The organism is Streptomyces phaeofaciens (genome assembly GCF_014648915.1).
Classification (GTDB): Bacteria; Actinomycetota; Actinomycetes; order Streptomycetales; family Streptomycetaceae; genus Streptomyces; species Streptomyces phaeofaciens.
This window is the reverse complement of the sequence record NZ_BMSA01000020.1, coordinates 166,466-190,864: the sequence shown is the minus strand read 5'-3', so window position 1 is coordinate 190,864 and position 24,399 is coordinate 166,466. Positions and strand designations below refer to the sequence as shown.

Sequence of the window (24,399 nt, the reverse complement as noted above, 5' to 3'; positions counted from 1 at the left end):
GGTCAAGGGTGGCACGGGGCGGGGGCGGCCGGTCATGCGCGCAGGCGCAGGCCGCGGGGTGTGGCGATGAAGCCGGCTCCTTCCAGCAGGGTGCCGATGGGGGAGGTCAGGGCCGAGGCGCCGTTGACCCGCTCCACCGTGACCGTACCGAGGGAACCCGCGCGGGCGGCCAGGGCGAGGGCCTCCGCCGCGGTGTGCAGTCGGTCGTCGTCGGTGGGGGTGTCCGCGCCGTCCGGAGCGGAGGGCCAGGCCAGCAGGGTCTTGCCGCCGCGCTCCATGTAGAGCGTCAGCTCGCCGTCGACGAGGACCACCAGGGAACCCGCCTTCCGGCCCGCCTTGTGCCCGGCGCCGGTCGGCGGCTCGGGCCAGGGCAGGGCGGCGCCGTACGCGTTCGCCGGGTCGGCGGCGGCGAGGACGACCGCCCGGGAGGCGGAGGAGGAGTCGCGAGTACGGCCATTGCCTCGGGGGCCGGCGTACGCCGGGTCGTACGGGGAGCCCGGGGCGTACGGGGAGGTCGGGGCGTACGGGGAGGTCGGGGAGGTCGGGCCGCCGCCTCGGGGGCCGCCCGCGCCCGGGGAGGCGAAGTCCCGGGGGGACACCCACTCGCCGGGAGCGGCCGGTGGAGAGGCGAAGGGGTCGTCGAGGCCGGCCGTGTCCCAGCCGAGGTCCTCGGACGGGAAGCCGTCGGGTGAGCCGGACGGGAAGCCGGCGGAGGTCGGGTCGTCGGGGAAGCCGGCGGGGGTGGGGGCCGGGCCTCCGGCCGGGCCGGGGAGGGGCTCGCCGCGGTCGCGGGCGTTGGCCACCGCGCGCAGCCGGTCCACGGCGCCGTCCATCGCGAACTGGGCGGCGCCGAGGCCCTCGACGACATAGCCGCGCCGGGCCTGGCCGCTCTCCTCGAAGGCGGACAGGATCCGGTACGTCGCCGAGAAGCCGCCCTCGACGCCCTCGGCGGCGACCGCGCCCCTGGTCACCACGCCGTGCCGGTCGAGGAGCGTGCGGGCGAGGGCATGGGCGCGGACGGTGGGATCGGGCTCGTGCGCCGGGAGCAGGGACCAGCGGCCGGCGACGGTCGGGGGGCCGGTGCGCGAGGCAGGGCGGGCGGCGGCCGTCAGCGACCCGTAACGGCCGCGCGGGACCGTGCGTTTGGCGCGGTGGGCCGTGGCGCCTGCGGTGCGGCCGGAGCCGAGCAGGGACCGCATCGGGGCGAGGGTGTCGTTGGTGAGTCGGCCGGACCAGCTCAGATCCCAGACGGCGTCGGCGAGCTGGGGGTCGGTGGCGTCGGGGTGCGTGGTGGCGCGGATCTGGTCGGCGATCTGACGGAAGAACAGGCCGTAGCCGCCGGACAGGGTGTCCAGCACGGACTGGTGGAGCGCCGTCAGCTCCAGGGGGTGGGGCGGGGGCAGGAGCAGGGGCGCCGCGTCCGCCATGTAGAGGGAGACCCAGCCGTCCTTGCCGGGGAGGGCGCCCGCGCCGGCCCAGACGACCTCTCCGGCCGAGGTGAGCTCGTCGAGCATCGCCGGGGCGTAGCCCGTCACGCGGGAGGGCAGAACCAGCTTCTCCAGGGCCGAGGCGGGTACCGACGCGCCCTGGAGCTGCTCGATCGCGCGCACCAGGCCGTCGATGCCGCGCAGGGAGTGGCCCTTGCCGATGTGCTGCCACTGGGGCAGGAACTGGGCGAGCGCGGGCGGCGGGACCGGTTCGAGTTCATGTCGGAGGGCGGCCAGCGAGCGGCGGCGCAGTCGGCGCAGCACGGTCGCGTCGCACCACTCCTGACCGATGCCCGCCGGATGGAACTCGCCCTGGACGACGCGTCCCCCTGCCGCGAGCCGCTGGAGGGCGCCCTCGGTGACCGCGACGCCGAGGCCGAAGCGGGCGGCCGCGGTCGTCGAGGTGAAGGGGCCGTGGGTGCGGGCGTGGCGGGCGAGGAGGTCACCGAGGGGATCCTTCGCCGGTTCCGTGAAGGCCTCCGGCACACCCACCGGCAGTGCCGTGCCGAGTGCGTCGCGCAGTCGGCCCGCGTCCTCGATCGCCGCCCAGTGGTCGGCGCCGGCGATCCGGACCCTGATCGCGCGGCGGGCGCGCGCCAGCTCCGGCGCCCACTGCGGTTCGGCGCCGCGCTCGGCCAGTTCGGCGTCGGTGAGCGGCCCCAGCAGGCGCAGCAGGTCCGCGACGCTCTCCGCGTCCTTCGCCCGGCGGTCCTCGGTGAGCCACTGCAGTTCCCGCTCCAGCTCGGTGAGGACCTCGGCGTCGAGCAGCTCACGCAGTTCCGCCTGGCCCAGCAGCTCGGCCAGCAGCCGGGAGTCCAGGGAGAGGGCGGCGGCGCGGCGCTCGGCGAGCGGCGAGTCACCCTCGTACAGGAACTGGGCGACGTAGCCGAAGAGGAGGGAGCGTGCGAACGGGGAGGGCTCCGGGGTGGTGACCTCCACCAGGCGGACCTTGCGGGATTCCAGGTCGCCCATCAGCTCCACGAGCCCGGGGACGTCGAAGACGTCCTGGAGGCACTCGCGGACCGCCTCCAGGACGATCGGGAACGAGCCGAACTCGCTCGCCACCTGGAGCAGTTGCGCCGCCCGCTGACGCTGCTGCCACAGCGGGGTGCGCTTGCCGGGGTTGCGACGGGGGAGCAGCAGCGCGCGGGCGGCGCACTCGCGGAAGCGGGCCGCGAACAGGGCGGAGCCGCCGACCTGGTCGGTGACGATCTGGTCGACCTCGCCCTTGTCGAAGACGACGTCCGCCGCGCCGACCGGGGCCTGCTCGGCGTCGCCCGCCGGGTGGAAGGGGGCGCCCGCCTCGCGGGGCTCCTGGTCGAGCAGGTCCAGGCCCATGAGGTCCGCGTCCGGCAGCCGCAGCACGATGCCGTCGTCGGCATGCATGACCTGGGCGTCCATGCCGTACCGCTCGGAGAGCTTGGCGCCGAGGGCGAGGGCCCAGGGGGCGTGGACCTGGGCTCCGAAGGGGGAGTGGACGACGACCCGCCAGTCGCCCAGTTCGTCGCGGAAGCGCTCCACGACGATCGTGCGGTCGTCCGGGACGTGGCCGCAGGCCTGGCGCTGTTCGTCCAGGTAGGAGAGCACATTGTCGGCCGCCCAGGCGTCCAGGCCCGCGGTGAGCAGACGGAGCCGGGCGTCGTCCTTGGGCAGGGAGCCGACCTCGCGCAGAAAAGCGCCCACCGCGCGGCCCAGCTCCAGCGGGCGGCCCAGCTGGTCGCCCTTCCAGAAGGGCAGGCGGCCCGGGACTCCTGGGGCCGGGGAGACCAGCACGCGGTCGCGGGTGATGTCCTCGATGCGCCAGGAGCTCGTGCCGAGCGTGAAGACGTCGCCGACCCGGGACTCGTAGACCATCTCCTCGTCCAGCTCGCCGACGCGGCCGCCGCCCTTCTTGGGGTCGGCGCCCGCCAGGAAGACGCCGAACAGGCCGCGGTCCGGGATCGTGCCCCCGGAGGTGACCGCGAGGCGCTGGGCGCCGGGCCGGCCGGTGATCGTGCCGGCCACGCGGTCCCACACCACGCGCGGGCGCAGTTCGGCGAACGCGTCGGACGGGTAGCGGCCGGCGAGCATGTCCAGGACGGCCGTGAACGCCGACTCCGGGAGCGAGGCGAACGGTGCGGCGCGGCGGACCGTGGTGAGCAGGTCGTCGACCTGCCAGGTGTCCAGTGCCGTCATGGCCACCAGCTGCTGGGCCAGGACGTCCAGCGGGTTGGCGGGGACCTTCAGCGACTCGATCGAGCCGGTGCGCATCCGCTCGGTGACCACCGCCGCCTGGACGAGGTCGCCGCGGTACTTGGGGAAGACGACGCCGGTGGAGACCGCGCCGACCTGGTGGCCCGCGCGGCCGACGCGCTGGAGACCGGAGGCGACGGAGGGCGGGGACTCCACCTGGACCACCAGGTCGACGGCTCCCATGTCGATGCCCAGCTCGAGGCTGGAGGTGGCGACGACGGCGGGCAGCCGGCCCGCCTTCAGGTCCTCCTCGACCAGGGCGCGCTGTTCCTTGGAAACCGAGCCGTGGTGGGCGCGCGCGATGACGGGCGGGGCGCCCTGGGCGGCGCCCGAGCCGCCCATCAGCTCGGCCGGCGCGTGGTGCTCGTCGAGGGGCTCGCCGGTCGCCCGCTCGTAGGCGATCTCGTTGAGCCGGTTGCACAGGCGCTCGGCGAGGCGGCGGGAGTTGGCGAAGACGATCGTCGAGCGGTGGGATTGGACGAGGTCGGCGATCCGCTCCTCGACATGCGGCCAGATCGACGGGCGCTCGGCTCCCTCGGAGCCGTCGGCGACCGGGGAGCCGCCCAGCTCGCCCAGATCCTCCACCGGGACGACGACCGAGAGGTCGAACTCCTTGCCCGACTTCGGCTGGACGATCTCCACCTTGCGGTGCGGCGAGAGATAGCGGGCGATCTCGTCGACCGGGCGGACGGTCGCCGAGAGGCCGATGCGGCGGGCCGGCCTGGGCAGCAGTTCGTCCAGCCGCTCCAGGGAGAGCGCGAGGTGCGCGCCGCGCTTGGTGCCCGCGACCGCGTGCACCTCGTCCAGGATCACGGTCTCGATGCCTGTCAGCGCGTCGCGGGTGGCCGACGTCAGCATCAGGAACAGGGACTCCGGGGTGGTGATCAGGATGTCCGGAGGGCGCGTGGCGAGCGCGCGGCGCTCGGCGGCCGGGGTGTCGCCGGAGCGGATGCCGACCCTGACCTCCGGCTCGGGCAGGTCCAGGCGGACGGACTCCTGGCGGATGCCGGTCAGCGGGCTGCGGAGGTTGCGCTCGACATCGACCGCGAGGGCCTTGAGCGGGGAGACGTACAGAACCCGGCAGCGCTTCCTGGGGTCGGCCGGCGGGGGTGTCGAGGCGAGCTGGTCGAGGGCGGCGAGGAAGGCGGCCAGGGTCTTGCCGGAGCCGGTCGGGGCCACCACCAGCACGTCCGAACCCGCGCCGATGGCCTGCCACGCGCCCGCCTGGGCCGCGGTGGGCGCGGAGAACGCCCCCGTGAACCAGCCGCGGGTCGCGGGGGAGAAGCCGTCGAGGGCTCGGTGTGCGGAGCTGACCATGCGTCCATCCTGCACCCGCCCACTGACAATGGGGCTGAGCTGCGGAGATGTGGGGGCGGGGGGTGGGCCTGAGCTGTGGTGACGTGATGGCGGGGGTGGGTCTGCGCTGCTGTGATGTGGGGACGGGGGTGGGCCTGAGCTGTGGTGACGTGGCGGCGGGATGGTTCCGGGCCGCTGTGATGTGGCGGTGGGGCCGTCGCGGAGAATGGGGGCATGGCACGTTCGGGTGAGCTGGCGCGGCACTGGCGGTACGCCGAGCTGCCCGGGGTCGATCTGCTGCGTGCCCGGTACATCCGGAAGACGTTCGTCCGGCACACTCACGAGCACTTCGTCATCGCGGCCATCGCCGACGGCGTCGAGGTCTTCCATCACGGTGGCGCCGACCAGTACGCGGGCGCCGGCGCCCTCGCGCTGGTCAACCCGGACACCCCGCACACCGGGCGCGCCGGTGTCCCGGAGGGCTGGAAGTACGGGGCGGTGTACCCGGCGCCCGAGGTCGTCGCCGGGATCGCGGCCGAGACGACGACCTTGCGCGGCACCCCGGGATTCGTCCGTCCCGTACTCGACGACCCCTACACCGTGAGCCTGGTGCACCAGGTGCTCCGCGCCGCCGACGAGGGCAACGCGCTGGCCGCCGACACCCTGCTGAGGGTGGCCGTGACCCGGCTGCTGCGGCTCAACGGCGGACCGCTGCCGCAGCGGGAGGTGCGCACGGCCGGCGCGCGGATCGCTGCACGCGCGCGTGCCGTGCTGGAGGAGCGGATGACCGAACCGCCGACCCTGGAGCAGCTCGCCGCGGACCTGGGGACCAGCCCGTTCGCGCTGCTGAGGGCCTTCCGTGACGCGTACGGCATGCCGCCCCACACCTGGCTGACCGACGCGCGCGTGCGGCGGGCACGGCGGCTGCTGGACGCGGGGACGGCACCCGCCGAGGCGGCCGTCGTGGTGGGCTTCACCGACCAGCCGCACCTCAACCGTCACTTCGCGCGGATCGTGGGCGTGCCTCCGGGCGCGTACCAGCGCGAGCGCAAGAACGTACAAGACGCGCGCGGGCGGCTGCTCCTACCGTCCTCCGTGTGGCAGAACAGACAGCTCTCGCAGACATACGCGCCGACGGCGCGGGAAGGCCGGACTCCGCCGTCGTACGAGACGCCCTCGGAGTAGGGGTCGCCGTAGGACTCTCCGGGTTCGCCTTCGGGGTGACCTCGGCGGGCAGCGGGCTCACCGTGTGGCAGACCTGTGCCCTGAGCCTCCTGGTGTTCACCGGCGCGTCCCAGTTCGCGCTCGTCGGCGCGCTCGCGGCCGGCGGCAACCCGCTGACGGCGGCCGCCGGCGCGTTCTTCCTGGGCGTGCGCAACGCCTTCTACGGGCTGCGCCTGTCGCAGTTGCTGGCCCTCCCGCGCGCGGTGCGTCCGTTCGCCGCGCAGTGGGTGATCGACGAGACGGCGGCCGTCTCACTGGCCCAGTCCGGACGGCGCTCCGCGCGGATCGGGTTCGCCGTCACCGGGCTGAGCCTGTACGTGCTGTGGAACCTCACCACCCTGCTGGGCGCGCTGGGCGCCGAGGCCATCGGGGACACGGACGCGTGGGGGCTCGACGCCGCCGGTCCCGCCGTCTTCCTCGCGCTGCTCGCGCCCATGCTGCGGACCGCCACCGAGCGGACCGTCGCCGGCCTCGCGGTCCTGCTGGGCCTCGGGCTGCTGCCCGTGCTGCCCGCCGGAGTGCCTGTCCTGGCGGCCGCGCTCGCCGCGCCGGTCGTGCTGTACGCCGAGGGCCGGCGCAGCGGAGGCCGGACCGACGGGACGGAGCCGGGGGACGAGGACGCTCCCTCCGACGGGCGAGGAGGACAGCGGTGACCATCTGGATCGCGATCGGGGCGACCGCCCTCGGCTGCTACGCCGTCAAGCTCGCCGGGCTGCTCGTGCCCGCAGGGGCCCTGGAACGGCCCCTCGTGCGCCGCCTCGCGGCGCTGCTCCCCGTCGCCCTGCTCGCCGCCCTCACGGCTCAGCAGACCTTCGCCGACGGGCACACGCTGGTACTGGACGCGAGGGCGGCGGGGCTCGCCGCGGCAGCCGTGGCACTGGTGCTGCGGGCGCCCTTCCTGCTGGTCGTCGCGGCCGCCGTGGTGGTCACGGCGGGCGTACGGGCGCTGGGCGGCTGAGGGCGGGCGCCTTCGGGACCCGACCCCGCCGCCCTCCCGGGAGTCAGCCGATGGCCCGGCCGTAGGCCCTCAGGGTGCGCAGCGCCTCGATCGTCACCATGGGCCGGGCCTCCATGACCGGCGCGGGTGCCCAGCGGCGCCAGCGGATCGGCCAGCCCCCGTCCTCCTGCTGATCGCCGGTGAGGAAGTCCAGGGAGCGCGCCATCTCGTCGTCCGTGAACCACGCGCGCGCGAGGGAGTGCGGTGTCCGCGCGAAGTCGTGCGGGAAGTGGTGCTCGCCGGGCGCGTACCCGGGCGCGACGGGGAACTCCTCCAGCCGGTCCGGGTCCAGGGCGACCAGGCGCTGTTCGCGCACCAGCCGGCCCAGGCGGTCGGCGGCCGCCTGCGCGCGCGGGCGGTCGGGAACGGCGTCCAGGAAGGCCACGGCGGCCTCCACCTCGTACGGATGGGACTTCTCCAGGGCGTCCACGGCCTGCCAGCAGAAGTCCGTGGCCCGGAACAACCAGGCGTGCCACACGTCGTTGCGGTGCAGCAGGCCCACCACGGGCCCGGTGGCCAGCAGGTCGCTGGGCGGGTCGTCCACGATCGGGACGAACGGCGCCGCCGGGTATCCACGCTGGCCGGGATGGATCGCCGGCAGCGCTCCGTCGGCGGTGGAGACGGCGGTGAGGTAGCGGCACACGCGCTCCACGCGCTGCCCGCCGCAGCGCCCGATGGAGTCCAGGACGCGCAGCGCGTGCGCGGTGTGCAGAGGCTGGCTGACGGGGCCGCGCAGATCGGGTTCCAGCGCGTGGCCGTACCCGCCGTCGTCGTTGAGATGGGCGTCGAGGGCGGTCTCGACGGGATCGGCACCGCCGTGCAGGAAGTGGTACGCGAACAGGCGCTGCTCCAGCACGCGCGCGGTGAGCCAGACGAAGTGCTCGGCGCGGAAGAGCGGGGAGTGCGCCGTGGGCGTCGGGGGGAGTGGGGATGCTCCGGGTTCGGCCATACGTCAGACCGTAGGACGGAAAGCGTTCTCGGCAGGCGGTACCGGCGGGGGGCCACCCCCAGGCGCGGGATACTGGTGTCATGCGGTTGACGGTCTTCTGGCAGCGAATGGACGAGCACTTCGGCACGGGGTACGCCGACACCTTCGCGCGCGATCACGTGATGACGGAACTGGGCGGACGCACGGTGCACGAGGCGCTGGCGAACGGCTGGGAGGCCAAGGACGTGTGGCGCGTGGTGTGCGTGGCGATGAACGTTCCCCAGGAGATGCGCTGATCCGTCACGGAGATCGCAGGCGGCTCCCCGTCTGTCGGTGGCGTAGGCGAGACTTGCTCCGTGGCACCCACTGACGAGCCCGGGCAGTCAGCCCGGCAGGCACCCCAGACCGGCACGACGCCGCCCCCCGAACCCCCGGAGGGCGGCGTCGCGGGACAGGCCGCGCGCATGCCGCGCTGGCTCCCGCGCGCCATGGTGCTGGCGCTGGCCCTCGTCGGGGTGTTCCAGTTGGGCACCTGGGCCTTCCACCAGCTCATAGGCCTGCTGCTGAACATCCTCATAGCGTTCTTCCTGGCCCTCGCCGCGGAACCCGCGGTGAGCCGGCTGGCCGCCCGCGGCATGCGCCGGGGCTTCGCCACCTTCCTGGTCTTCTTCGGCCTGCTGATCGTGGTCGCCGGGTTCTTCACGCTCCTCGGCTCGATGCTCGCGGGCCAGATCATCAAGATGATCGAGGGCTTCCCGGAGTACCTCGACTCGGTGATCAACTGGGTCAACACGACGTTCCACACCGAACTGCGGCGCGTCGACATCCAGGAGGGCCTCCTCCACTCGGACTGGCTGAGGAAGTACGCCCAGAACAGCGCCGCCGGCGTCCTGGACGTCTCCACGCAGGTCCTGGGCGGCCTCTTCCGGCTGCTGACGATCGCGCTGTTCTCGTTCTACTTCGCCGCCGACGGACCACGACTGCGCCGTGCCCTGTGCTCCGTCCTGCCGCCCGCCAAGCAGGCCGAGGTGCTGCGCGCCTGGGAGATCGCCGTCGACAAGACCGGCGGCTACCTGTACTCACGCGGGCTGATGGCACTGATCTCGGGAGTCGCGCACTACGTACTCCTCGAGGCCCTCGGCATCCCGTACGCGCCCGTGCTCGCCATGTGGGTGGGTGTGGTCTCGCAGTTCATCCCCACCATCGGCACCTATCTCGCGGGTGCCCTGCCCATGCTGATCGCGTTCACGGTCTCGCCGCTGTACGCGCTGTGGGTGCTGATCTTCGTTGTGGTCTACCAGCAGTTCGAGAACTACATCCTCCAGCCCAAGCTGACCTCCAAGACCGTCGACATCCATCCGGCGGTCGCCTTCGGCTCGGTCATCGCGGGCACCGCCCTCCTCGGCGCCGTCGGCGCGCTGATCTCGATCCCGGCGGTCGCCACGCTCCAGGCGTTCCTGGGCGCCTACGTGAAGCGGTACGACGTCACGGACGACCCCCGCGTCCACGGCCACCGGCGTCGCGGCGAGGGCCCGAACCCGCTCACCCGCGCGCGGCGCGTGTGGGCGCGGGCACGGCAGCGGTCGAGCGGGCCGGGGAACGGCACCGGCTGACTTCGCGGGCCCGATCCCGGGGGCCCGGCGTCAGTACGTGAGCACGGCCCACACGCCGGCCGCGGCGACCGCGGCCCAGTAGCAGCCCACCGCGACGGCCACGATCCGCCACCGTACGCGCGCGCTCCAGGGCGTACGGGACAGCAGCCAGGCCAGCGCGGGCAGCACCAGGACGGCGTGCAGGCTGATCCCGTGCAGCGGCTTCAGCGAGGCCGTCGAGTGGTACGCCGCCTCCTGGTGACCGGTACGGGTGAGCACGACACCGCGTGCGATCATCGCCGCTCCCGAGGCGAGCGCGACCAGCAGGACCGCGAAGCCGGAGCGCACCGCGAGTGCCGTCCCGGCAGGTCCCGTCGGCGGGTGCCGGAAGGACACCACCGCGAGGACGGTGAGCAGCACCACGAGGACACCACCGCCGACCGCGAGCGTCATCGACACCGCGGTGTCGAAAGGCGTCTCCATGTCCAGGTGCGAGGGCACTCCCCGCCATGCCTGAAGGGTGATGCCGCCGACCTCCACGACACAGTCGGCTGCGAATACGCCGAGCAGCAGGGCACGCGCACGCGCGTCCAGACGCAGACACGACGTGACCCGGGCGACCGCGAAGAGCGTCACCCCGAAGGAGAGCCCGAACGTCACCGGCTTCCGCCAGGAGACCGGCCCGTCCCAGGGGCCGCCGTCGACGGCGAAGACCACGAGGTGGACCAGGCCGGAGAGGACCAGGAGGAGAGCGGTCGCCTCCCAGAGGCGGTCCAGGGACCTGACGGCCGCGGGCCTGCTGGGCTCTGCCTCGGAAGCGGGTCCGGATATGGGTCCGGCTACGGGTGTGGGTACGGGTGTGGGTACGGAGGCGATGTCGACCTCACCGCGGCCGGTCGCGTACGCGGCTCCCGCCGTCCGCTCCGCCCGCTCCGCCTGCTCCGCCCCGGCCGTTCCCGCCGTCTCCACCGTCTTCTCGTCGTCCATGCACCGAGCGTCCCGTCGCCGCCGTACGCCGTCGTCGTCCGGCCGAAGACACCCGGCGTACGCCCGGGGAAGTAGCCCGGCCAGGGGGGTGTCGGGGGTGCCATGGGCGTGCGGCGGGAGGCGGAGTCGGGGGGCTGTCGGTTCGCGAACGTAGCCTCGGAAGTGTCGCGTGGTGCGCTTGACACGAAAATCGAACATCCATTCTCATGGAGGCTCCGGCGAGGTTCTCGACGGGTGTTACGTCCCGTTTCGGGCCGAGAAGTACCCGAGTTATCCACAGGCTGGACGGGCGTCGAGGCGCATTGTCAGTGGCAGGCGTTAGCGTCTTTGACGTGAAGCGATCGACTCAAGCAAATCGGGTGGAACCCATGGCAGGAACCGACCGCGAGAAGGCCTTGGATGCCGCACTCGCACAGATTGAACGGCAATTCGGCAAGGGCGCGGTCATGCGCATGGGCGAGCGGTCGATGGAGCCCATCGAGGTCATCTCGACCGGGTCGACCGCCCTCGACGTGGCCCTCGGCGTCGGCGGGCTGCCGCGCGGCCGCGTGGTGGAGGTGTACGGACCGGAGTCCTCCGGCAAGACGACGCTGACGCTGCACGCGGTGGCGAACGCGCAGAAGGCCGGCGGCCAGGTCGCCTTCGTGGACGCGGAGCACGCCCTCGATCCCGAGTACGCGAAGAAGCTCGGCGTCGACATCGACAACCTGATCCTCTCCCAGCCGGACAACGGCGAGCAGGCCCTGGAGATCGTGGACATGCTGGTCCGCTCCGGTGCCCTCGACCTGATCGTCATCGACTCCGTCGCCGCGCTCGTCCCGCGTGCGGAGATCGAGGGCGAGATGGGCGACAGCCACGTCGGTCTCCAGGCCCGTCTGATGAGCCAGGCCCTGCGGAAGATCACCAGCGCGCTCAACCAGTCCAAGACCACCGCGATCTTCATCAACCAGCTCCGCGAGAAGATCGGCGTGATGTTCGGCTCTCCGGAGACCACGACCGGTGGCCGTGCCCTGAAGTTCTACGCGTCGGTGCGCCTCGACATCCGCCGCATCGAGACGCTGAAGGACGGCACCGACGCGGTCGGCAACCGCACCCGCGTCAAGGTCGTCAAGAACAAGGTCGCGCCGCCCTTCAAGCAGGCCGAGTTCGACATCCTCTACGGCCAGGGCATCAGCCGCGAGGGCGGTCTGATCGACATGGGCGTGGAGCACGGCTTCGTCCGCAAGGCCGGCGCCTGGTACACGTACGAGGGCGACCAGCTCGGCCAGGGCAAGGAGAACGCCCGTAACTTCCTGAAGGACAACCCCGACCTCGCCAACGAGATCGAGCGGAAGATCAAGGAGAAGCTGGGCGTCGGTGTGCGTCCGGCGGACGCCGCCGAGTCGGGCCCGGACGCCGCGGCCGCCCCGGGCACCCCCGCGGACGACGCCAAGACGGTTCCGGCCCCCGCCGCCAAGGCCGCCAAGAAGGCCACGGCCGCCAAGAGCTGATCCGTGACACGACGAACGGAATGGGCCGAGTACGCCCGCCCCGGCACCGTATGGGAGCCGGGGGGCCGGGACGGCGGCGGCCTCGCCCAAAACGGCGAGGACCGGCCGGACGGCGGCTCGTACCCGGATGACGGCACGGACGGCGACAGCCGGCCCCGTGGCGGCCGGGCGGGGCGCGGCGGCGAGGGCGGTGGTTCGCGGGGTGGCCGTGGACGCCGTCGGCGCGGCTTCGGAGAACCGTCCGCAGAGGACGGAGGCGCTTCCTCCTCGTCGAGGGCCGAGAAGGAGGAGCCTTCAGGGGACCCGGCTGAGCGGGCACGGGCGATCTGCCTGCGCCTGCTCACCGGGACCCCGCGCACGCGCAAACAGCTCGCGGACGCCCTGCGCAAGCGGGAGATCCCGGACGAGGTGGCCGAGGAGGTGCTCTCGCGGTTCGAGGAGGTCGGGCTGATCAACGACAGCGCCTTCGCCGACGCCTGGGTGGAGTCCCGGCACCACGGCCGGGGCCTGGCCCGGCGCGCCCTCGCGCAGGAACTGCGCACCAAGGGTGTCGACGCGGCGCTGATCGAGGAGGCGGTCGCCCAGCTCGACTCCGAGCGGGAGGAGGAGACCGCCCGCGAACTCGTCGCCCGCAAGCTGCGCTCGACCCGCGGTCTCGACCGCGACAAACGACTCCGCCGCCTCGCGGGCATGCTCGCGCGCAAGGGCTACTCCGAGGGCATGGCCCTTCGGTTGGTCCGGCAGGCGCTGGAGGAGGAGGGTGAGGACACGGAGTTCCTGGGGGACGGGGAGTACTGAACCGGCCCTGCGGCCAGGAGCTCGGTTCCGGACACGGTGGACGTGCGGGGCGCCGACCGCGTCAGGGCCGGCCGGGCATCGCGGAGTGGGGATAACCCCCCGTTGAGGACGCCGGGCCACCGCAGTGCACAGGCAGCTGTGCACAGGCAAGTGTGGACGCATGCCCCGGACGCCCCAGGAACCTGGTGAACACGAGCCCCGGCCAGCGGAACGCGCCTCCACGGCGCCCGTCGAGCTCGGTGATCTCGCCACCCTCAAGGCGCTCGCCCAGCCGCGTCGGCAGCGCATGCTCGAACACCTCACCCTGCACGGCCCGGCCACCTCGGCCACGCTCGCCCGTGCCCTCGGCCTGAACACCGGGTCGACCAGCTACCACCTGCGCGAGCTGGCCAGATACGGCTTCGTCGAGGAGACCGGACAACCGGACCACCGGTCGGGCCAGCCAGGCCGTCCGGACGAGGCAGGCCAGGCAGGCCAGGCAGGCCAGGCGGGCCGTGCGCGCGAGGATCGGCGGGTCGAGCCGTCCGCGCACCGGGAGCGGTGGTGGCGGGCGGTCCCGGGCGACCGGCGTTTCCCGCCGCGCAGCCGGCAGAGCGCCGAGATGCGGCACGTCATGGATGAGCTGAACCACCATGCCTACGCCGCCGACCTGGACCTCTTCGAGCGGCTCCAGCGGGACGCGGCCGACACGGACCCCTGGGCGGACGCCTTCCCCTACTCGCGCGGCACGATCCGGCTCACCCTGCCCGAACTCCGCGAGTTCTTCGAGGAGTACATCGCCCTCCTCAACCGCTACAAGCGGCCCGAATCCGAGACCCCGCCCGGCGCACGCACGCTCCTCACCCGGTTCCTGGCCTTCCCCGCGCCCGAGCCGGCACCGCCACCCGCGCCCGAGCCGGCACCCGCGCCGACACCAGCACCCGTGCCCGAGCCGACACCGGTGCCCCAGTCGACACCCGTGCCCAAGCCTGCGCCAGCGCACGCGCCCGACACCCGCGATCACGGCCCCATCCACGACGACCCCATCCACGACGACCCCACCCACGACGACCCCACCGACCAAGACCCGACCCACCACAGCCCCACCCATCACAACCCCACCCACCACAACCCCACACACAACAGAAGAGAGACCGAAGCCCCATGATGCTGCGCTACGCCCTGAAGACCGTCCGCGCTCGCAAGGCAGGCTTCCTCGGCGCCTTTCTCGCCCTGATGTGTGCGGCCGCCCTGATCACCGCGTGCGGCACCCTCCTGGAGACGGGGCTGCACGGCACCATCCGCACCGAGCGCTACGCGGCCACCCCGGTCGTGGTCTCCGCCGACCAGAACGTCCACCGGACCACCGTCAAGCACAAGAAGGGCAAGACCAAGGTCAAGCACAAGGCCAAGCCCATCGCCGAACGCGCCTGGCTCCCGGCCGACCTCGAACGCACTCTCTCCGGTACGTCCGGCGTGGCCCGGGTCATCCCCGAACTGACCTTCCTGGCCGAACCGTTGGCCCCGTCCGGAGGAGGCCTGACCCGGGGCGGGCCTGGCGACAGGCCCGGTTACGGGCACGCCTGGGAATCCGCCGCGCTGACCCCGTACCGGCTCACCGCGGGCACCACCCCGCAGGCCGCCACCGATGTCGTCGTGGACCGCGACCTCGCCGAGCGTGCCCACCTCGCGCCCGGTGACCGGCTCACCGTCCAGTCGACGCAGGCCCCGCGCACCTACCGCGTCTCCGGTGTCGCCGCCCCGGAGACGGCCGTACGCCACCAGACCGCGCTCTTCTTCTCCGCCGCGGAGGCCCGTCGTCTGGCCGCCCACCCCGGGCAGGTCACCGCGTTCGGTGTGCTGCCCGAGGCCGGGACCGACCTCGACCGGCTGCGGCAGACCCTGGTGAAGGCACTGCACGGCACCGGCGCCCAGGTCGGTGTCGGCGACACCCGTGGCCCGGTCGAGTTCCTGGACGCCGCGGCGGCCCGCACCCGGCTGGTCAGCATGGGCGGTGCGATGGGCGGCACCTCGCTGCTCGTGGCCGTCCTCGTGGTCGTCGGCACCTTCGCGCTCTCCGTCCAGCAGCGCCACCGCGAACTCGCCCTGCTGCGCGCCATCGCCGCCACCTCCGGGCAGGTTCGCAAGCTTCTCGGCCGGGAGGCCCTGATCGTCGGAGCGGCCGCCGGCACCGCGGGAGCGGCCCTCGGGATCCCGCTCGGCGGCCGGCTGCACGGCAGGTTCGTCGCCCTGGGGGCCGTGCCCGCCACGCTTCAGCACAGTGTGAGCGTCCTCCCGCCGCTCGCCGCCGTCGCCGTGACCCTGCTCGGCGCGTGGGGTGCCGCGCGGATCGCCTCCCGCAGGGTCGCCCGGATCCGTCCTGCCGAGGCGCTCGCCGAGGCCCGCGCCGAACCCACCCGCCCCGCCCGGGGCCGGATCCTGGCCGGTCTGCTGCTGCTCGCCGGCGGAGCCGCACTCGTCGCGCTGCTGAGCGTCCTGCGGACCGAGCCCGCTTCGACGCCCGTGACCTTCCTCGCCGTTGTCGTCCTGTCCACCTCCGTCGCCCTGCTCGGGCCGCTCCTGGTCCGGGCGGCCGCGCTGCTGCTCGCCGGCCCGCTGCGGCTGACCGGTCCCGGTGGCCGGCTCGCCACCGCCCACCTCCGGGGCAACGCCGTCCGGATGGCGTCCGTCGTCACGCCCCTCACCCTGCTGATCGGTATGACGTGCACCGTGCTGTTCGTGCAGCCCACCCTCGGTGACGCGGCCCGCGCCCAGGCCCGCGAGGGTGTCCGGGCCGACTGGGTCGTCGCCTCCCGGGGCCCCGGTGTCCCCGCCGAGGCGGCACGGCGGCTCCGTACGGACCAGGACGTCGTCACCGAGGTCGTCCGCACGACCGTGCGGGTCGGGCTCGACAAGTACGCGGCGCAGGGCGTCACCCCTGCGGGGCTCGCCCGCACCTGGGACCCGGACGTGACCGCCGGCTCTCTGGGCAGGCTCGCCGAGCACACGGTCGCCGTCAGCGAACTGGCCGCCGACCAGCTCCACTTGGCACCCGGCAGCACCCTGAGGCTCACGCTCGGCGACGGCACGCCCGCCACACTCACCGTCGCCGCCGTCTACGCCAGGGGGCTCGGCTTCGGCGACCTCACCTTCGCGCACGGCCTCCTCGCCCGCCACGTCGACAACCCGCTCTCCTCCTCCCTTCTCGTCAGTACGGCCCGTACACAGACACAACTCGCGAACACACTGCGTGAGTTCCCGGTACTCTCGGTGATCTCCCCGGCCGCCGCCGACTCGCTCCAGGCCGAACGGCAGCAGGCGAACGCCGAGGTCAACCTCCTCGCCATGGGTCTGGTGCTGGCCTTCACGGCGATCGCGGTGGTCAACACGCTCGCCATGTCGGTCTCCGAACGGGTGCGGGAGTTCGCGCTGCTGCGGCTCGCGGGGGCGACCCGCCGTCAGGTGCTGCGGATGCTGCGCACCGAGGCGTTGTCCGTCCTCCTCCTCGCCACCGCGCTCGGCAGCGCCGTCGCCCTGGCCGTCCTGACCGCGTTCAGCGTCGGCATGACGGGCCGTGCGGCCCCGGCGGTCGCCCCCCTCGCCTACGCCGTCGTGGTCGCCGGAGCCGGGCTTCTCGCGCTCGTCGCCACCGCCCTGCCCGGCCGGGTGGCCCTGCGGGTCCGCGCGGTGACGGTGGCGACGGCCGGGGAATGAGGGCGGCGGCGGGCCTCTGGGTGACGGAGCGCGCACGATTACCTTGCGTTCCCAGGAGGGTGAGCGCGCGGGGGCCGCCGGTACCGTCTGCTGCCGCCTGTGCACCCGTGCCGATCTTCGTCACGGTACGGGCTTCGCTCCCGAACCCTCCCGAGAGGCGGCTTCGCCATGCCCGTGTCCACCCGCACCCGAAGAGCGCTGGTCGCCTCGTCCCTCAGCAGCCTGCTGCTCGGCGGCTGTGCCGTGTGGCCGTCGGACACCGGATCGTCGGGCGTCAAGGGCGGGATCACGGTGGGGTTCGTCAACGGCGGGACGACCGAGTTCCACACGTGTCTTCAGGAGGCGGTGGAGCGCACGGCCCGCAGCTACAGTGTCACGCTCCACACGGCCAACTCGCGCCAGGACGCCGGTGACGAGGTCGCCAACATCGAGGACCTGATCGCCCGGGGGGTCGACGCGCTGATCGTGCAGACCGTCGACGTCGAAGCGCTCAAGGGGGACATCGCAAGGGCGAAGGCGGCGGGCGTGCCGATCTTCCTCACCTCGGTCGCCCCCGAGGACACCTCCGGCCTCCTCGGAGCCGTCGTCGTGGACCTGCAACAGGTCGGCGAACTGGACGCGGAGTGGATCGAGGAGGACGCGGCCGATCGCGAGGTGACCGTCGGCGTCATCGCCGGAGCCCCCGGCGCCGCCTCCGACCTGCTCACCGGCGCCTTCACCGAGCGGCTGCCGGACAACGCCGAGGTGGTCGCGGACGAACCCGGCATGTACGACCCCGCCAAGGCCCGGACGGTCGCCCGGGCCATGATCGGTGACCGTCCCGACCTGGACTACGCCTTCGTGGCCAACGAGGAGATGGCCTTCGCCGCCCGCGAGGCCTTCGACGCGGCCGGTGCGAAGGACGTGCGGATCGTGACCGTCAACGGGACCGACGAGGCCCTGGCCGCGCTCAAGGACGGCCGCCTCTCCGCCACGGTCTCCAACTCGGCCGCCGACACCGGCGAGCTGGCGGTGAAGAACGTCGTGTCGCTGCTCCGCGAGGACGGCAGGGCCGACCGGATCGACAAGACGCCGGTCCGCCTGGTCACCAGGGACAACGCCGACACCGCGCCGCTGTACTGCCCGCAACAGGACTGAGCCGTGGGGCGGGCCGCTACGGCGTCACCGGCAGTCCGGCCGCCTTCCACGCCTGGAACCCGCCCACCAGGTCCGTCGCCCGGTGCAGCCCGAGCCCGTGCAGCGAGGCGGCGGCCAGGCTGGACGCGTAGCCCTCGTTGCAGATGACGACGATCCGCAGGTCGTGGCCCGTGGCCTCGGGGACCCGGTGACTGCCCTGCGGGTCGAGCCGCCACTCCAGTTCGTTGCGCTCGACGACCAGCGCGCCGGGGATCAGGCCGTCCCGCTCGCGCAGGGCCGCGTACCGGATGTCGACCAGCAGCGCCTCGCCCGCGCGGGAGGCCTCGTACGCCTCGGGTGCCTCCACGCGCGTGTACCGCGCACGGACGCGTTCGAGCAACTCGTCTATGCCCACGGGCCGCTCGCCGCTCACTGCCAGTCCTCCGGCCGCTCGACCTGCTCCAGACGCAGCACCTGTCCCGACCGGCTGTAGCGGCGGATGCGCGGCAGCGGCGGGTAGTAGGCGTGGACGGAGACCGCGTGTTCTTCGGTGGACTCGTTGAGGACCTCGTGGACGTGGTGGCGTCCGAAGGAGCGGCCCCGGCCGGCGGACAGTGTGCGCTCCCGGTCCACGTCCTCGGTCAGCTCCAGGGTCTTCCAGCCGTCGGTGGGCAGCCGCGCGGCCAGCGAGTACTCCTTCAGGGTGCCGCGCGCGGTGAGGAAGGCGCCCACCGAGTCGGCGTGGTCGTGCCAGCCGGTGCCGCTGCCGGGCGGCCAGCCGATCAGCCAGGCCTCGCTGCCGCCGGGCCCCTCCAGGCGCACCCAGGTGCGGCCTTCCGGGTCGAGGGGGAGCGAGGCGATCAGCTCGGTGTCGGCGGCCGTGCGCCGGACGAAGTCGAGGAGGTCCGCCTGGGTCGGTGCGGCGACGGCGGCGGGGACAGCGGGAGAGACAGACACGGGTACCGTCCTGGGAACGTTCGCGGGGAGCGGCGGCGCACGAGAGCGACCGCGCCTCGGCGGCGCGCGCCGGTGGAAGAAGGGTGCGAGTTCAGCAGGAGGGACGACACACGCAGCCCGCGTAGCGGACGAGGTCCATATGGACCCTCCGCCACAGGTGCACATCGGTGTCGGTCACGATCCGGAGTAGACCATGCCGGTGTGGACCGGTCAACTCACTGTCACCATGCGGACGGCACGGCGACAGTGAGTGCGGTCATACGGTTGTCGTACCGGCCGGGTGGGGGTTGGGTCACTTCGCCGCCGAGCCGGCCGTGGCCTCCTCGGCCTTCTCGGCGTTCCGGGCCGCTCGGCCGCCCACCGCGGCCTCGGCCGCCGCGTACAGATCGGCGGGGCGCACGCCGTTGAGCGCGGTGACCAGATGGCCGTCGGGCCGGATCAGCAGGACGGTGTGGGCGGCCGCACCCGGGTAGCTCTCGGCCACCAGCAGCTCGGCCGGGCTCGGCAGCGCCGTCACCGCGGCGGCCAGCCGGGGCATGACCCCGGCCGACACCCAGTGCCTGCGCTCCCACACGCCCGTCCCCGGCGCGATCAGGACGACGAGCAGCGCGCCCCGGCCGAGCCGGTCCCGCAGCCGTACGGAGGAGCCGTCCTCCGCGGTCACCCGGACGTCCTCGACCGGGGCGCCCAGGGGCGTGTCCACCGGGACCTCCGCCTCCAGGTGCAGGGGCGCGAGCGGGGACCGGGCATAGGTGCCCGGTGCGCCGAGCGGGCCGCGCCCCAGATGGCCGTCCGAGAGCAGCACGTCGTGGCCCCGGGCCGCGCCGGGGACGTACGCCCTTATGCCGCCACTGCCGCGCAGCAGGGGCAGCACCTGGTCGGCCGCGCGCAGCCGGGCGGAGACGGCAGCGCGCCGCTCGGTCTGGTAGCTGTCCAGCAGCCCCTCGTGCGGGCCGTGGTGCCAGGCCAGGGCCAGCTTCCAGGCGAGGTTGTCGGCGTCCCTCAGCCCCTCGTCGAGCCCCTGGGAGCCGAACGCGCCGAGCAGGTGCGCGGCGTCCCCGGCGAGCAGGACCCGTCCGACGCGCCAGCGGCGGGCCAGCCGGTGGTGCACGGTGTGGACGCCGGTGTCCAGGAGTTCGTACGCCGGGGCCGGGCCGTCGCTCCAGCCGGCGAGGGTCTCGCGCACCCGGGCCACCAGCAGCTCGGGCGTGACGAGGTCCTTGCCGGGCGGGAGCAGCCAGTCCAGGCGCCAGACGCCGCCCGGCAGCGGACGTCCGGTGACTTCTCCGGCGGAGGGACCGGACGTCCGCCACGGCGGTGTCCGGTGGAGCAACGCCTCGCGGGCCCAGGGAAGTTCCGTCCGCAGTGCGGCCACGGCGTGACGTTCCACCGCCGTACGGCCGGGGAAGCGGATGTCGAGGAGTTTGCGGACCGTGGAGCGGGGGCCGTCGCAGCCGACCAGGTAGCTGCCGCGCCACCAGGTGCCCTTGGGGCCGCGGGTGTGGGCGGTGACACCGGAAGGTTCCTGCTCGACCGTGTCCAGCCGGCTGTCGACCGAGATCTTCACCAGCCGCTCGCCCGCCGCCGCGGCGCGCAGGGCGCCGGTCAGCACGTGCTGGGCGATGTGCAGCGGGGCGGGTTCGTCGTCGCCGAACGTGAACTCGCGTGTCACCTGCCTGCGCCGCATGGCCCGCCATCCGGACCAGCGCATGCCCGCCCCGTCCAGCGGCTCACCGGTGAGCCGCTCCAGCAGGGCGGCGGTGTCGGCGCGCAGCACGACGGTGCGCGCGAGGCGGGGTTCGTCCTTGCCGGGGCCCTCGTCGAGGACGACCGACGGCACTTCCTGACGCGCCAGCGCCAGGGCGAGCGTGAGCCCCACGGGCCCCGCTCCGACGATGATCACCGGGTCCACGGCGCGGCACTCCCTGCCTTCGACGGTGTCCTCGCGGGCGTGAGTGAACAACAGGGTGGAGCAGGGTGCACGATCACAGAACGTATGCAACCCACTGGCGTTGTTTGCGTCAAGCGACGGAGGCAGCGGCGCGCGGGCCACTGCCTCCGGCAGATCACATCACTGGGTCACATCGCTTGAGTGTGCGTCAGATCTAGTGGTCCGCGCCAGAGCCGAAGCTGCCGCCGACCTCGGCCGCGTTGAGGTCGTCCACCTTCTCCGCGCCGAGCACCGCGCCCGTGCTGCGCTTGCTGCGCCGCAGACGGCGCTCCAGCCAGCTCGCGAAGCTGGTCAGGATGAAGTTCAGCACGATGAACATGATCGCGACGACGATGAAGCTCGGGATCGGGTTGGCGTAGTTGGCCGCGAGCGTGCCGCGCGAGTTGAGCAGCTCGGTGAAGCCGATCATCACACCGCCGAGTGCGGTGTCCTTCACGATGACCACCAGCTGGCTGACGATCGCCGGCAGCATCGCGGTGACCGACTGCGGGAGCAGAATGCTGCTCATCGTCTGCCCCTTGCGCAGACCGATGGCGTACGCCGCCTCCGTCTGGCCCTTGGGCAGGGCCAGGACGCCCGCCTTGACGATCTCGGCGAGGACGGCGGCGTTGTAGAGCACCAGGCCGGTGACGACCGCGTAGAGCGGCCGGTCCTCGCTGCTGATGTCCGTGGAGCGGGCGTAGAACTCGTTGGCGAACAGCATCAGCAGCAGCACCGGGATCGCCCGGAAGAACTCCACCACCGTGCCGGACGCGCCGCGCACCCACCGGTGGTCGGACAGCCGGGAGATGCCGAAGACCGCGCCCAGCGGAAGCGCTATCACCATGGCGAGCGACGCGGCCTTCAGCGTGTCGGCGAGACCGGGCAGCAGGTACGTCGTCCAGGCCTGCGACTCGGTGAAGGGCTTCCACTGGGCGGAGGCGAACAGGTCCTTCTCGTCCATCTTCAGCCACACCCACCACAGGAGCAGCAGGATCAGGACGGCGAAGAGCACCGTGAAGATGACGTTGCGCCGCTTGGCGCGGGGGCCGGGAGTGTCGTACAGGACCGAGCTCATCGCTTCACCGCCAGTCGCTTGCTCAGCCAGCCCATGAAGAGGCCGGTGGGCAGGGTCAGTACCACGAACCCGAACGCGAAGACCGCGCCGATGAGCAGCGTCTGCGCCTCGTTCTCGATCATCGTCTTCATCAGGTAGGCGGCCTCGGCGACGCCGATGGCGGCCGCCACCGTGGTGTTCTTGGTCAGTGCGATCAGGACGTTGGCCAGCGGGCCGATGACCGAGCGGAACGCCTGCGGCAGCACGACGAGCCACAGGGTCTGGGTGAAGCTCAGGCCGATGGCCCGGGCCGCCTCCGCCTGACCGAGCGGCACCGTGTTCATACCGGACCGCAGGGCCTCGCAGACGAAGGCCGCGGTGTAGGCGACCAGGCCGAGCACGGCGAGCCGGAAGCCCTGCACCTTGAAGTCCTCGGCACCCATCGTCACGCCGAAGACGTCGGCGAGGCCGGCCGAACAGAACAGGATGATGACCGTCAGAGGGATGTTCCGGACGATGTTGACGTACGCGGTGCCGAACCCGCGCATCAGCGGGACCGGGCTGACCCGCATCGCGGCCAGCAGGGTGCCCCAGACCAGGGAGCCCACGGCGGAGAGGGCGGTGAGTTTCACCGTCATCCAGAACGCCCCTAGGACGTCGTAACCTTCAAGAAAGTCGAACACGATCTCCCGCGCTTCCGGCTGGGTGGCGTATGAGAAGGGTGCGGCGCGCCGCCGCCGTGATCGCGACGGACGGCGGCGCGCCGCAGGAAACCCCGCTGGGCTGGGCTGTGACTACGAGGCGTTCGGAACGATGACGCCGATCTTCGGGGCCGGCTCGTTCTTGTAGTCCGCCGGGCCGAAGTTGGCGGTGACCGCCTTGTCCCAGGAGCCGTCGCTGACCATCTGCTCCAGCGCCTTGTTGATCTTGTCGACGGTCGCGGTGTCGCCCTTCTTGACGCCGACGCCGTAGTTCTCGTTGCTCAGCTTCAGGCCCGCGAGCTTGAACTTGCCCTTGTACTGGTCCTGGGCGGCGAAGCCGGCGAGGATCGAGTCGTCGGTGGTCACCGCGTCCACGGTGCCGTTCTGCAGAGCGGCGATGCACTCCGAGTAGCTGCTGTACTCCTTCAGGTTCGCCTTCGGGGCGATCGACTTCTGGACGTTCTGCGCCGAGGTCGAACCGGTCACGGAGCACAGCTTCTTGCCGTTGAGGTCCGTGCCCTTGGAGATGTCCGAGTCCGACTTGATCAGCAGGTCCTGGTGGGCCAGCAGGTACGGGCCGGCGAAGTCCACCTTCTGCTTGCGCTCGTCGTTGATCGAGTAGGTGGCCGCGATGAACTTGACGTCCCCGCGCGCGAGGGCGTTCTCGCGGTCGGCGCTCTTGGTCTCGACGAACTCGATCTGGTCGGGCTCGTAGCCGAGCTGCTTGGCGACGTAGGTCGCCACGTCCACGTCGAAGCCGGCGAAGGATCCGTCGGGCTTCTTCAGGCCGAGACCGGGCTGGTCGTACTTGATGCCGACCTTGATCTTGCCGCCGCCGCCACTGCCGGTGGTGGAGCCGCTGCCCGCGTCGTCGTCGCTGTCGCCGCCGCACGCGGTGGCGGAGAGGGCGAGGGCGAGCACGGCGGCCGAGACGGCGGTGACCTTGCGAAGCTTCATGACTACTTCCTTAGGGATGAAGGACTGAGGGCGGTGCGGGTTCCGTCAGACATAACGGGCCGGGGCGCGGTCAGTGGTGAAGGATCTTCGACAGGAAGTCCTTCGCACGGTCGCTGCGCGGGTTGCTGAAGAACTGGTCGGGAGTGGCCTCCTCGACGATGCGGCCGTCGGCCATGAAGACCACCCGGTTCGCCGCGGATCGTGCGAAGCCCATCTCGTGGGTGACGACGATCATGGTCATGCCGTCCCGGGCGAGCTGCTGCATGACCTCGAGCACCTCGTTGATCATCTCGGGGTCGAGGGCCGAGGTCGGCTCGTCGAAGAGCATGACCTTCGGGTCCATCGCCAGCGCCCGTGCGATGGCGACACGCTGCTGCTGGCCGCCCGAGAGCTGTGCCGGGTACTTGTCGGCCTGCGTGGCCACGCCGACCCGGTCGAGGAGGGCTCGGGCCTTCTCCTCGGCCTGCTTCTTGTCCGTCTTGCGGACCTTGATCTGGCCCAGCATCACGTTCTCGAGCACGGTCTTGTGCGCGAACAGATTGAACGACTGGAAGACCATGCCGACGTCGGCCCGCAGCCGGGCCAGCGCCTTGCCCTCCTGGGGCAGCGGCTTCCCGTCGATGGCGATCGTGCCCGCGTCGATCGTCTCCAAACGGTTGATGGTGCGGCACAGGGTCGACTTCCCGGACCCGGAGGGCCCGATGACCACGACAACCTCACCGCGGGTGATCGTCAGATCGATGTCCTGGAGTACGTGCAGCGCACCGAAGTGCTTGTTGACACTCTTCAGGACGACGAGATCGTCGGTTGGGGCCGCATCTTCCTTGGCCACCGAAACATCGGTCATCGCTCTCAGGCTCCGTCCTCCTCGGTTTCGGAGGACAGTAATAACCGGGCGCGACCAGCGTCATTACATCTGAGGGGAATCTGAGCATCACGATCCGATAGCAATCGGAC

Annotated in this window: 21 protein-coding genes; 10 read left to right on the top strand and 11 right to left on the bottom strand. The window is 72.5% G+C overall.

The features are described 5' to 3' along the window. Positions 1–32: 32 nt before the first annotated feature. The gene (locus tag IE275_RS29920) at positions 33–5,036 is read right to left on the bottom strand and encodes an Lhr family ATP-dependent helicase (protein WP_189714822.1); all 5,004 of its coding nucleotides are present in this window, start codon (positions 5,034–5,036) and stop codon (positions 33–35) included. Positions 5,037–5,249: 213 nt separating this feature from the next. Between IE275_RS29920 and IE275_RS29915 the strand changes: the two genes are divergently transcribed. The 3 genes from IE275_RS29915 to IE275_RS29905 are packed head-to-tail and all read left to right on the top strand — an operon-like array spanning position 5,250 to position 7,197. After that, on the top strand, positions 5,250–6,200 hold the full coding sequence (locus IE275_RS29915; RefSeq protein WP_189714820.1) for an AraC family transcriptional regulator: 951 nt from the start codon (positions 5,250–5,252) through the stop codon (positions 6,198–6,200). After that, a complete protein-coding gene (locus IE275_RS29910) occupies positions 6,113–6,892 on the top strand; it encodes an AzlC family ABC transporter permease (RefSeq protein ID WP_189714818.1) in 780 nt (259 codons plus the stop codon). The genes IE275_RS29915 and IE275_RS29910 overlap by 88 nt, the downstream gene beginning before the upstream one ends. Continuing rightward, the gene (locus IE275_RS29905) at positions 6,889–7,197 is read left to right on the top strand and encodes an AzlD domain-containing protein (RefSeq protein ID WP_189714816.1); all 309 of its coding nucleotides are present in this window, start codon (positions 6,889–6,891) and stop codon (positions 7,195–7,197) included. Before IE275_RS29910 ends, IE275_RS29905 begins: the two co-directional genes overlap by 4 nt. A gap of 43 nt (positions 7,198–7,240) precedes the next feature. On the opposite strand, the gene IE275_RS29900 is transcribed toward IE275_RS29905, so the two are convergent. After that, positions 7,241–8,185 (bottom strand): hypothetical protein, encoded by a 945-nt coding sequence (locus IE275_RS29900; protein ID WP_189714814.1) that lies wholly within the window; start codon positions 8,183–8,185, stop codon positions 7,241–7,243. An 80-nt stretch (positions 8,186–8,265) separates the two neighbouring features. On the opposite strand from IE275_RS29900, the gene IE275_RS29895 reads away from it, so the two are divergent. Together IE275_RS29895 and IE275_RS29890 are read left to right on the top strand one after the other, a co-directional pair. Then, on the top strand, positions 8,266–8,460 hold the full coding sequence (locus IE275_RS29895; RefSeq protein ID WP_189714812.1) for a DUF3046 domain-containing protein: 195 nt from the start codon (positions 8,266–8,268) through the stop codon (positions 8,458–8,460). A gap of 60 nt (positions 8,461–8,520) precedes the next feature. Beyond that, a complete protein-coding gene (locus tag IE275_RS29890) occupies positions 8,521–9,777 on the top strand; it encodes an AI-2E family transporter (protein ID WP_189714810.1) in 1,257 nt (418 codons plus the stop codon). Between the two features lie 30 nt (positions 9,778–9,807). On the opposite strand, the gene IE275_RS29885 is transcribed toward IE275_RS29890, so the two are convergent. Beyond that, on the bottom strand, positions 9,808–10,743 hold the full coding sequence (locus tag IE275_RS29885; protein ID WP_229870700.1) for a hypothetical protein: 936 nt from the start codon (positions 10,741–10,743) through the stop codon (positions 9,808–9,810). A 368-nt stretch (positions 10,744–11,111) separates the two neighbouring features. Between IE275_RS29885 and recA the strand changes: the two genes are divergently transcribed. From recA to IE275_RS29860, 5 genes are all read left to right on the top strand, one after another. Beyond that, complete coding sequence (recA, locus tag IE275_RS29880; RefSeq protein WP_189714808.1) at positions 11,112–12,233, top strand: recombinase RecA; 1,122 nt, start codon at positions 11,112–11,114, stop codon at positions 12,231–12,233. Positions 12,234–12,236: 3 nt separating this feature from the next. Then, positions 12,237–13,031, top strand: coding sequence for a recombination regulator RecX (recX, locus tag IE275_RS29875; protein WP_189714806.1), 795 nt, complete (start codon positions 12,237–12,239; stop codon positions 13,029–13,031). 160 nt (positions 13,032–13,191) lie between these two features. Continuing rightward, complete coding sequence (locus IE275_RS29870) at positions 13,192–14,178, top strand: ArsR/SmtB family transcription factor (protein WP_229870698.1); 987 nt, start codon at positions 13,192–13,194, stop codon at positions 14,176–14,178. Continuing rightward, positions 14,175–16,724 (top strand): ABC transporter permease, encoded by a 2,550-nt coding sequence (locus IE275_RS29865; RefSeq protein ID WP_189714805.1) that lies wholly within the window; start codon positions 14,175–14,177, stop codon positions 16,722–16,724. The genes IE275_RS29870 and IE275_RS29865 overlap by 4 nt, the downstream gene beginning before the upstream one ends. Before the next feature lie 168 nt (positions 16,725–16,892). Beyond that, a complete protein-coding gene (locus tag IE275_RS29860; RefSeq protein ID WP_189714803.1) occupies positions 16,893–17,861 on the top strand; it encodes a sugar ABC transporter substrate-binding protein in 969 nt (322 codons plus the stop codon). 16 nt (positions 17,862–17,877) lie between these two features. On the opposite strand, the gene IE275_RS29855 is transcribed toward IE275_RS29860, so the two are convergent. The 8 genes from IE275_RS29855 to IE275_RS29825 form a co-directional block, all read right to left on the bottom strand. Continuing rightward, entirely contained in the window at positions 17,878–18,273 is a 396-nt protein-coding gene (locus IE275_RS29855; protein ID WP_373299307.1) for a rhodanese-like domain-containing protein, read from the bottom strand. Beyond that, on the bottom strand, positions 18,270–18,797 hold the full coding sequence (locus tag IE275_RS29850) for a cupin domain-containing protein (RefSeq protein ID WP_189714801.1): 528 nt from the start codon (positions 18,795–18,797) through the stop codon (positions 18,270–18,272). The genes IE275_RS29855 and IE275_RS29850 overlap by 4 nt, the downstream gene beginning before the upstream one ends. Positions 18,798–18,888: 91 nt before the next feature. After that, positions 18,889–18,960 carry a putative leader peptide gene (locus IE275_RS47280; RefSeq protein WP_311710492.1) on the bottom strand — a complete coding sequence of 24 codons (72 nt, stop codon included), beginning with the start codon at positions 18,958–18,960 and terminating at the stop codon, positions 18,889–18,891. 129 nt (positions 18,961–19,089) lie between these two features. Continuing rightward, a complete protein-coding gene (locus IE275_RS29845; RefSeq protein WP_189714849.1) occupies positions 19,090–20,709 on the bottom strand; it encodes an FAD-dependent monooxygenase in 1,620 nt (539 codons plus the stop codon). A gap of 193 nt (positions 20,710–20,902) precedes the next feature. Beyond that, entirely contained in the window at positions 20,903–21,805 is a 903-nt protein-coding gene (locus IE275_RS29840) for an amino acid ABC transporter permease (RefSeq protein WP_189714799.1), read from the bottom strand. Continuing rightward, positions 21,802–22,467 carry an amino acid ABC transporter permease gene (locus IE275_RS29835; protein ID WP_189714797.1) on the bottom strand — a complete coding sequence of 222 codons (666 nt, stop codon included), beginning with the start codon at positions 22,465–22,467 and terminating at the stop codon, positions 21,802–21,804. The genes IE275_RS29840 and IE275_RS29835 overlap by 4 nt, the downstream gene beginning before the upstream one ends. 111 nt (positions 22,468–22,578) lie before the next feature. After that, positions 22,579–23,442 (bottom strand): glutamate ABC transporter substrate-binding protein, encoded by an 864-nt coding sequence (locus IE275_RS29830; RefSeq protein WP_189714794.1) that lies wholly within the window; start codon positions 23,440–23,442, stop codon positions 22,579–22,581. A gap of 70 nt (positions 23,443–23,512) precedes the next feature. Further along, a complete protein-coding gene (locus tag IE275_RS29825; RefSeq protein WP_189714793.1) occupies positions 23,513–24,289 on the bottom strand; it encodes an amino acid ABC transporter ATP-binding protein in 777 nt (258 codons plus the stop codon). Positions 24,290–24,399: the final 110 nt, after the last annotated feature.

What these genes read in the sequence shown, in the direction of transcription:
- IE275_RS29840 (WP_189714799.1), bottom strand. Translation starts at nt 21,805, where the DNA reads ATGAGCTCGGTCCTGTACGACACTCCCGGCCCCCGCGCCAAGCGGCGC.
- IE275_RS29915 (WP_189714820.1), top strand. Translation starts at nt 5,250, where the DNA reads ATGGCACGTTCGGGTGAGCTGGCGCGGCACTGGCGGTACGCCGAGCTG.
- IE275_RS29860 (WP_189714803.1), top strand. Translation starts at nt 16,893, where the DNA reads ATGCCCGTGTCCACCCGCACCCGAAGAGCGCTGGTCGCCTCGTCCCTC.
- IE275_RS29830 (WP_189714794.1), bottom strand. Translation starts at nt 23,442, where the DNA reads ATGAAGCTTCGCAAGGTCACCGCCGTCTCGGCCGCCGTGCTCGCCCTC.
- recA (WP_189714808.1), top strand. Translation starts at nt 11,112, where the DNA reads ATGGCAGGAACCGACCGCGAGAAGGCCTTGGATGCCGCACTCGCACAG.
- IE275_RS29870 (WP_229870698.1), top strand. Translation starts at nt 13,192, where the DNA reads ATGCCCCGGACGCCCCAGGAACCTGGTGAACACGAGCCCCGGCCAGCG.
- IE275_RS29895 (WP_189714812.1), top strand. Translation starts at nt 8,266, where the DNA reads ATGCGGTTGACGGTCTTCTGGCAGCGAATGGACGAGCACTTCGGCACG.
- IE275_RS29885 (WP_229870700.1), bottom strand. Translation starts at nt 10,743, where the DNA reads ATGGACGACGAGAAGACGGTGGAGACGGCGGGAACGGCCGGGGCGGAG.
- IE275_RS29900 (WP_189714814.1), bottom strand. Translation starts at nt 8,185, where the DNA reads ATGGCCGAACCCGGAGCATCCCCACTCCCCCCGACGCCCACGGCGCAC.
- IE275_RS29920 (WP_189714822.1), bottom strand. Translation starts at nt 5,036, where the DNA reads ATGGTCAGCTCCGCACACCGAGCCCTCGACGGCTTCTCCCCCGCGACC.
- IE275_RS29825 (WP_189714793.1), bottom strand. Translation starts at nt 24,289, where the DNA reads ATGACCGATGTTTCGGTGGCCAAGGAAGATGCGGCCCCAACCGACGAT.
- IE275_RS29865 (WP_189714805.1), top strand. Translation starts at nt 14,175, where the DNA reads ATGATGCTGCGCTACGCCCTGAAGACCGTCCGCGCTCGCAAGGCAGGC.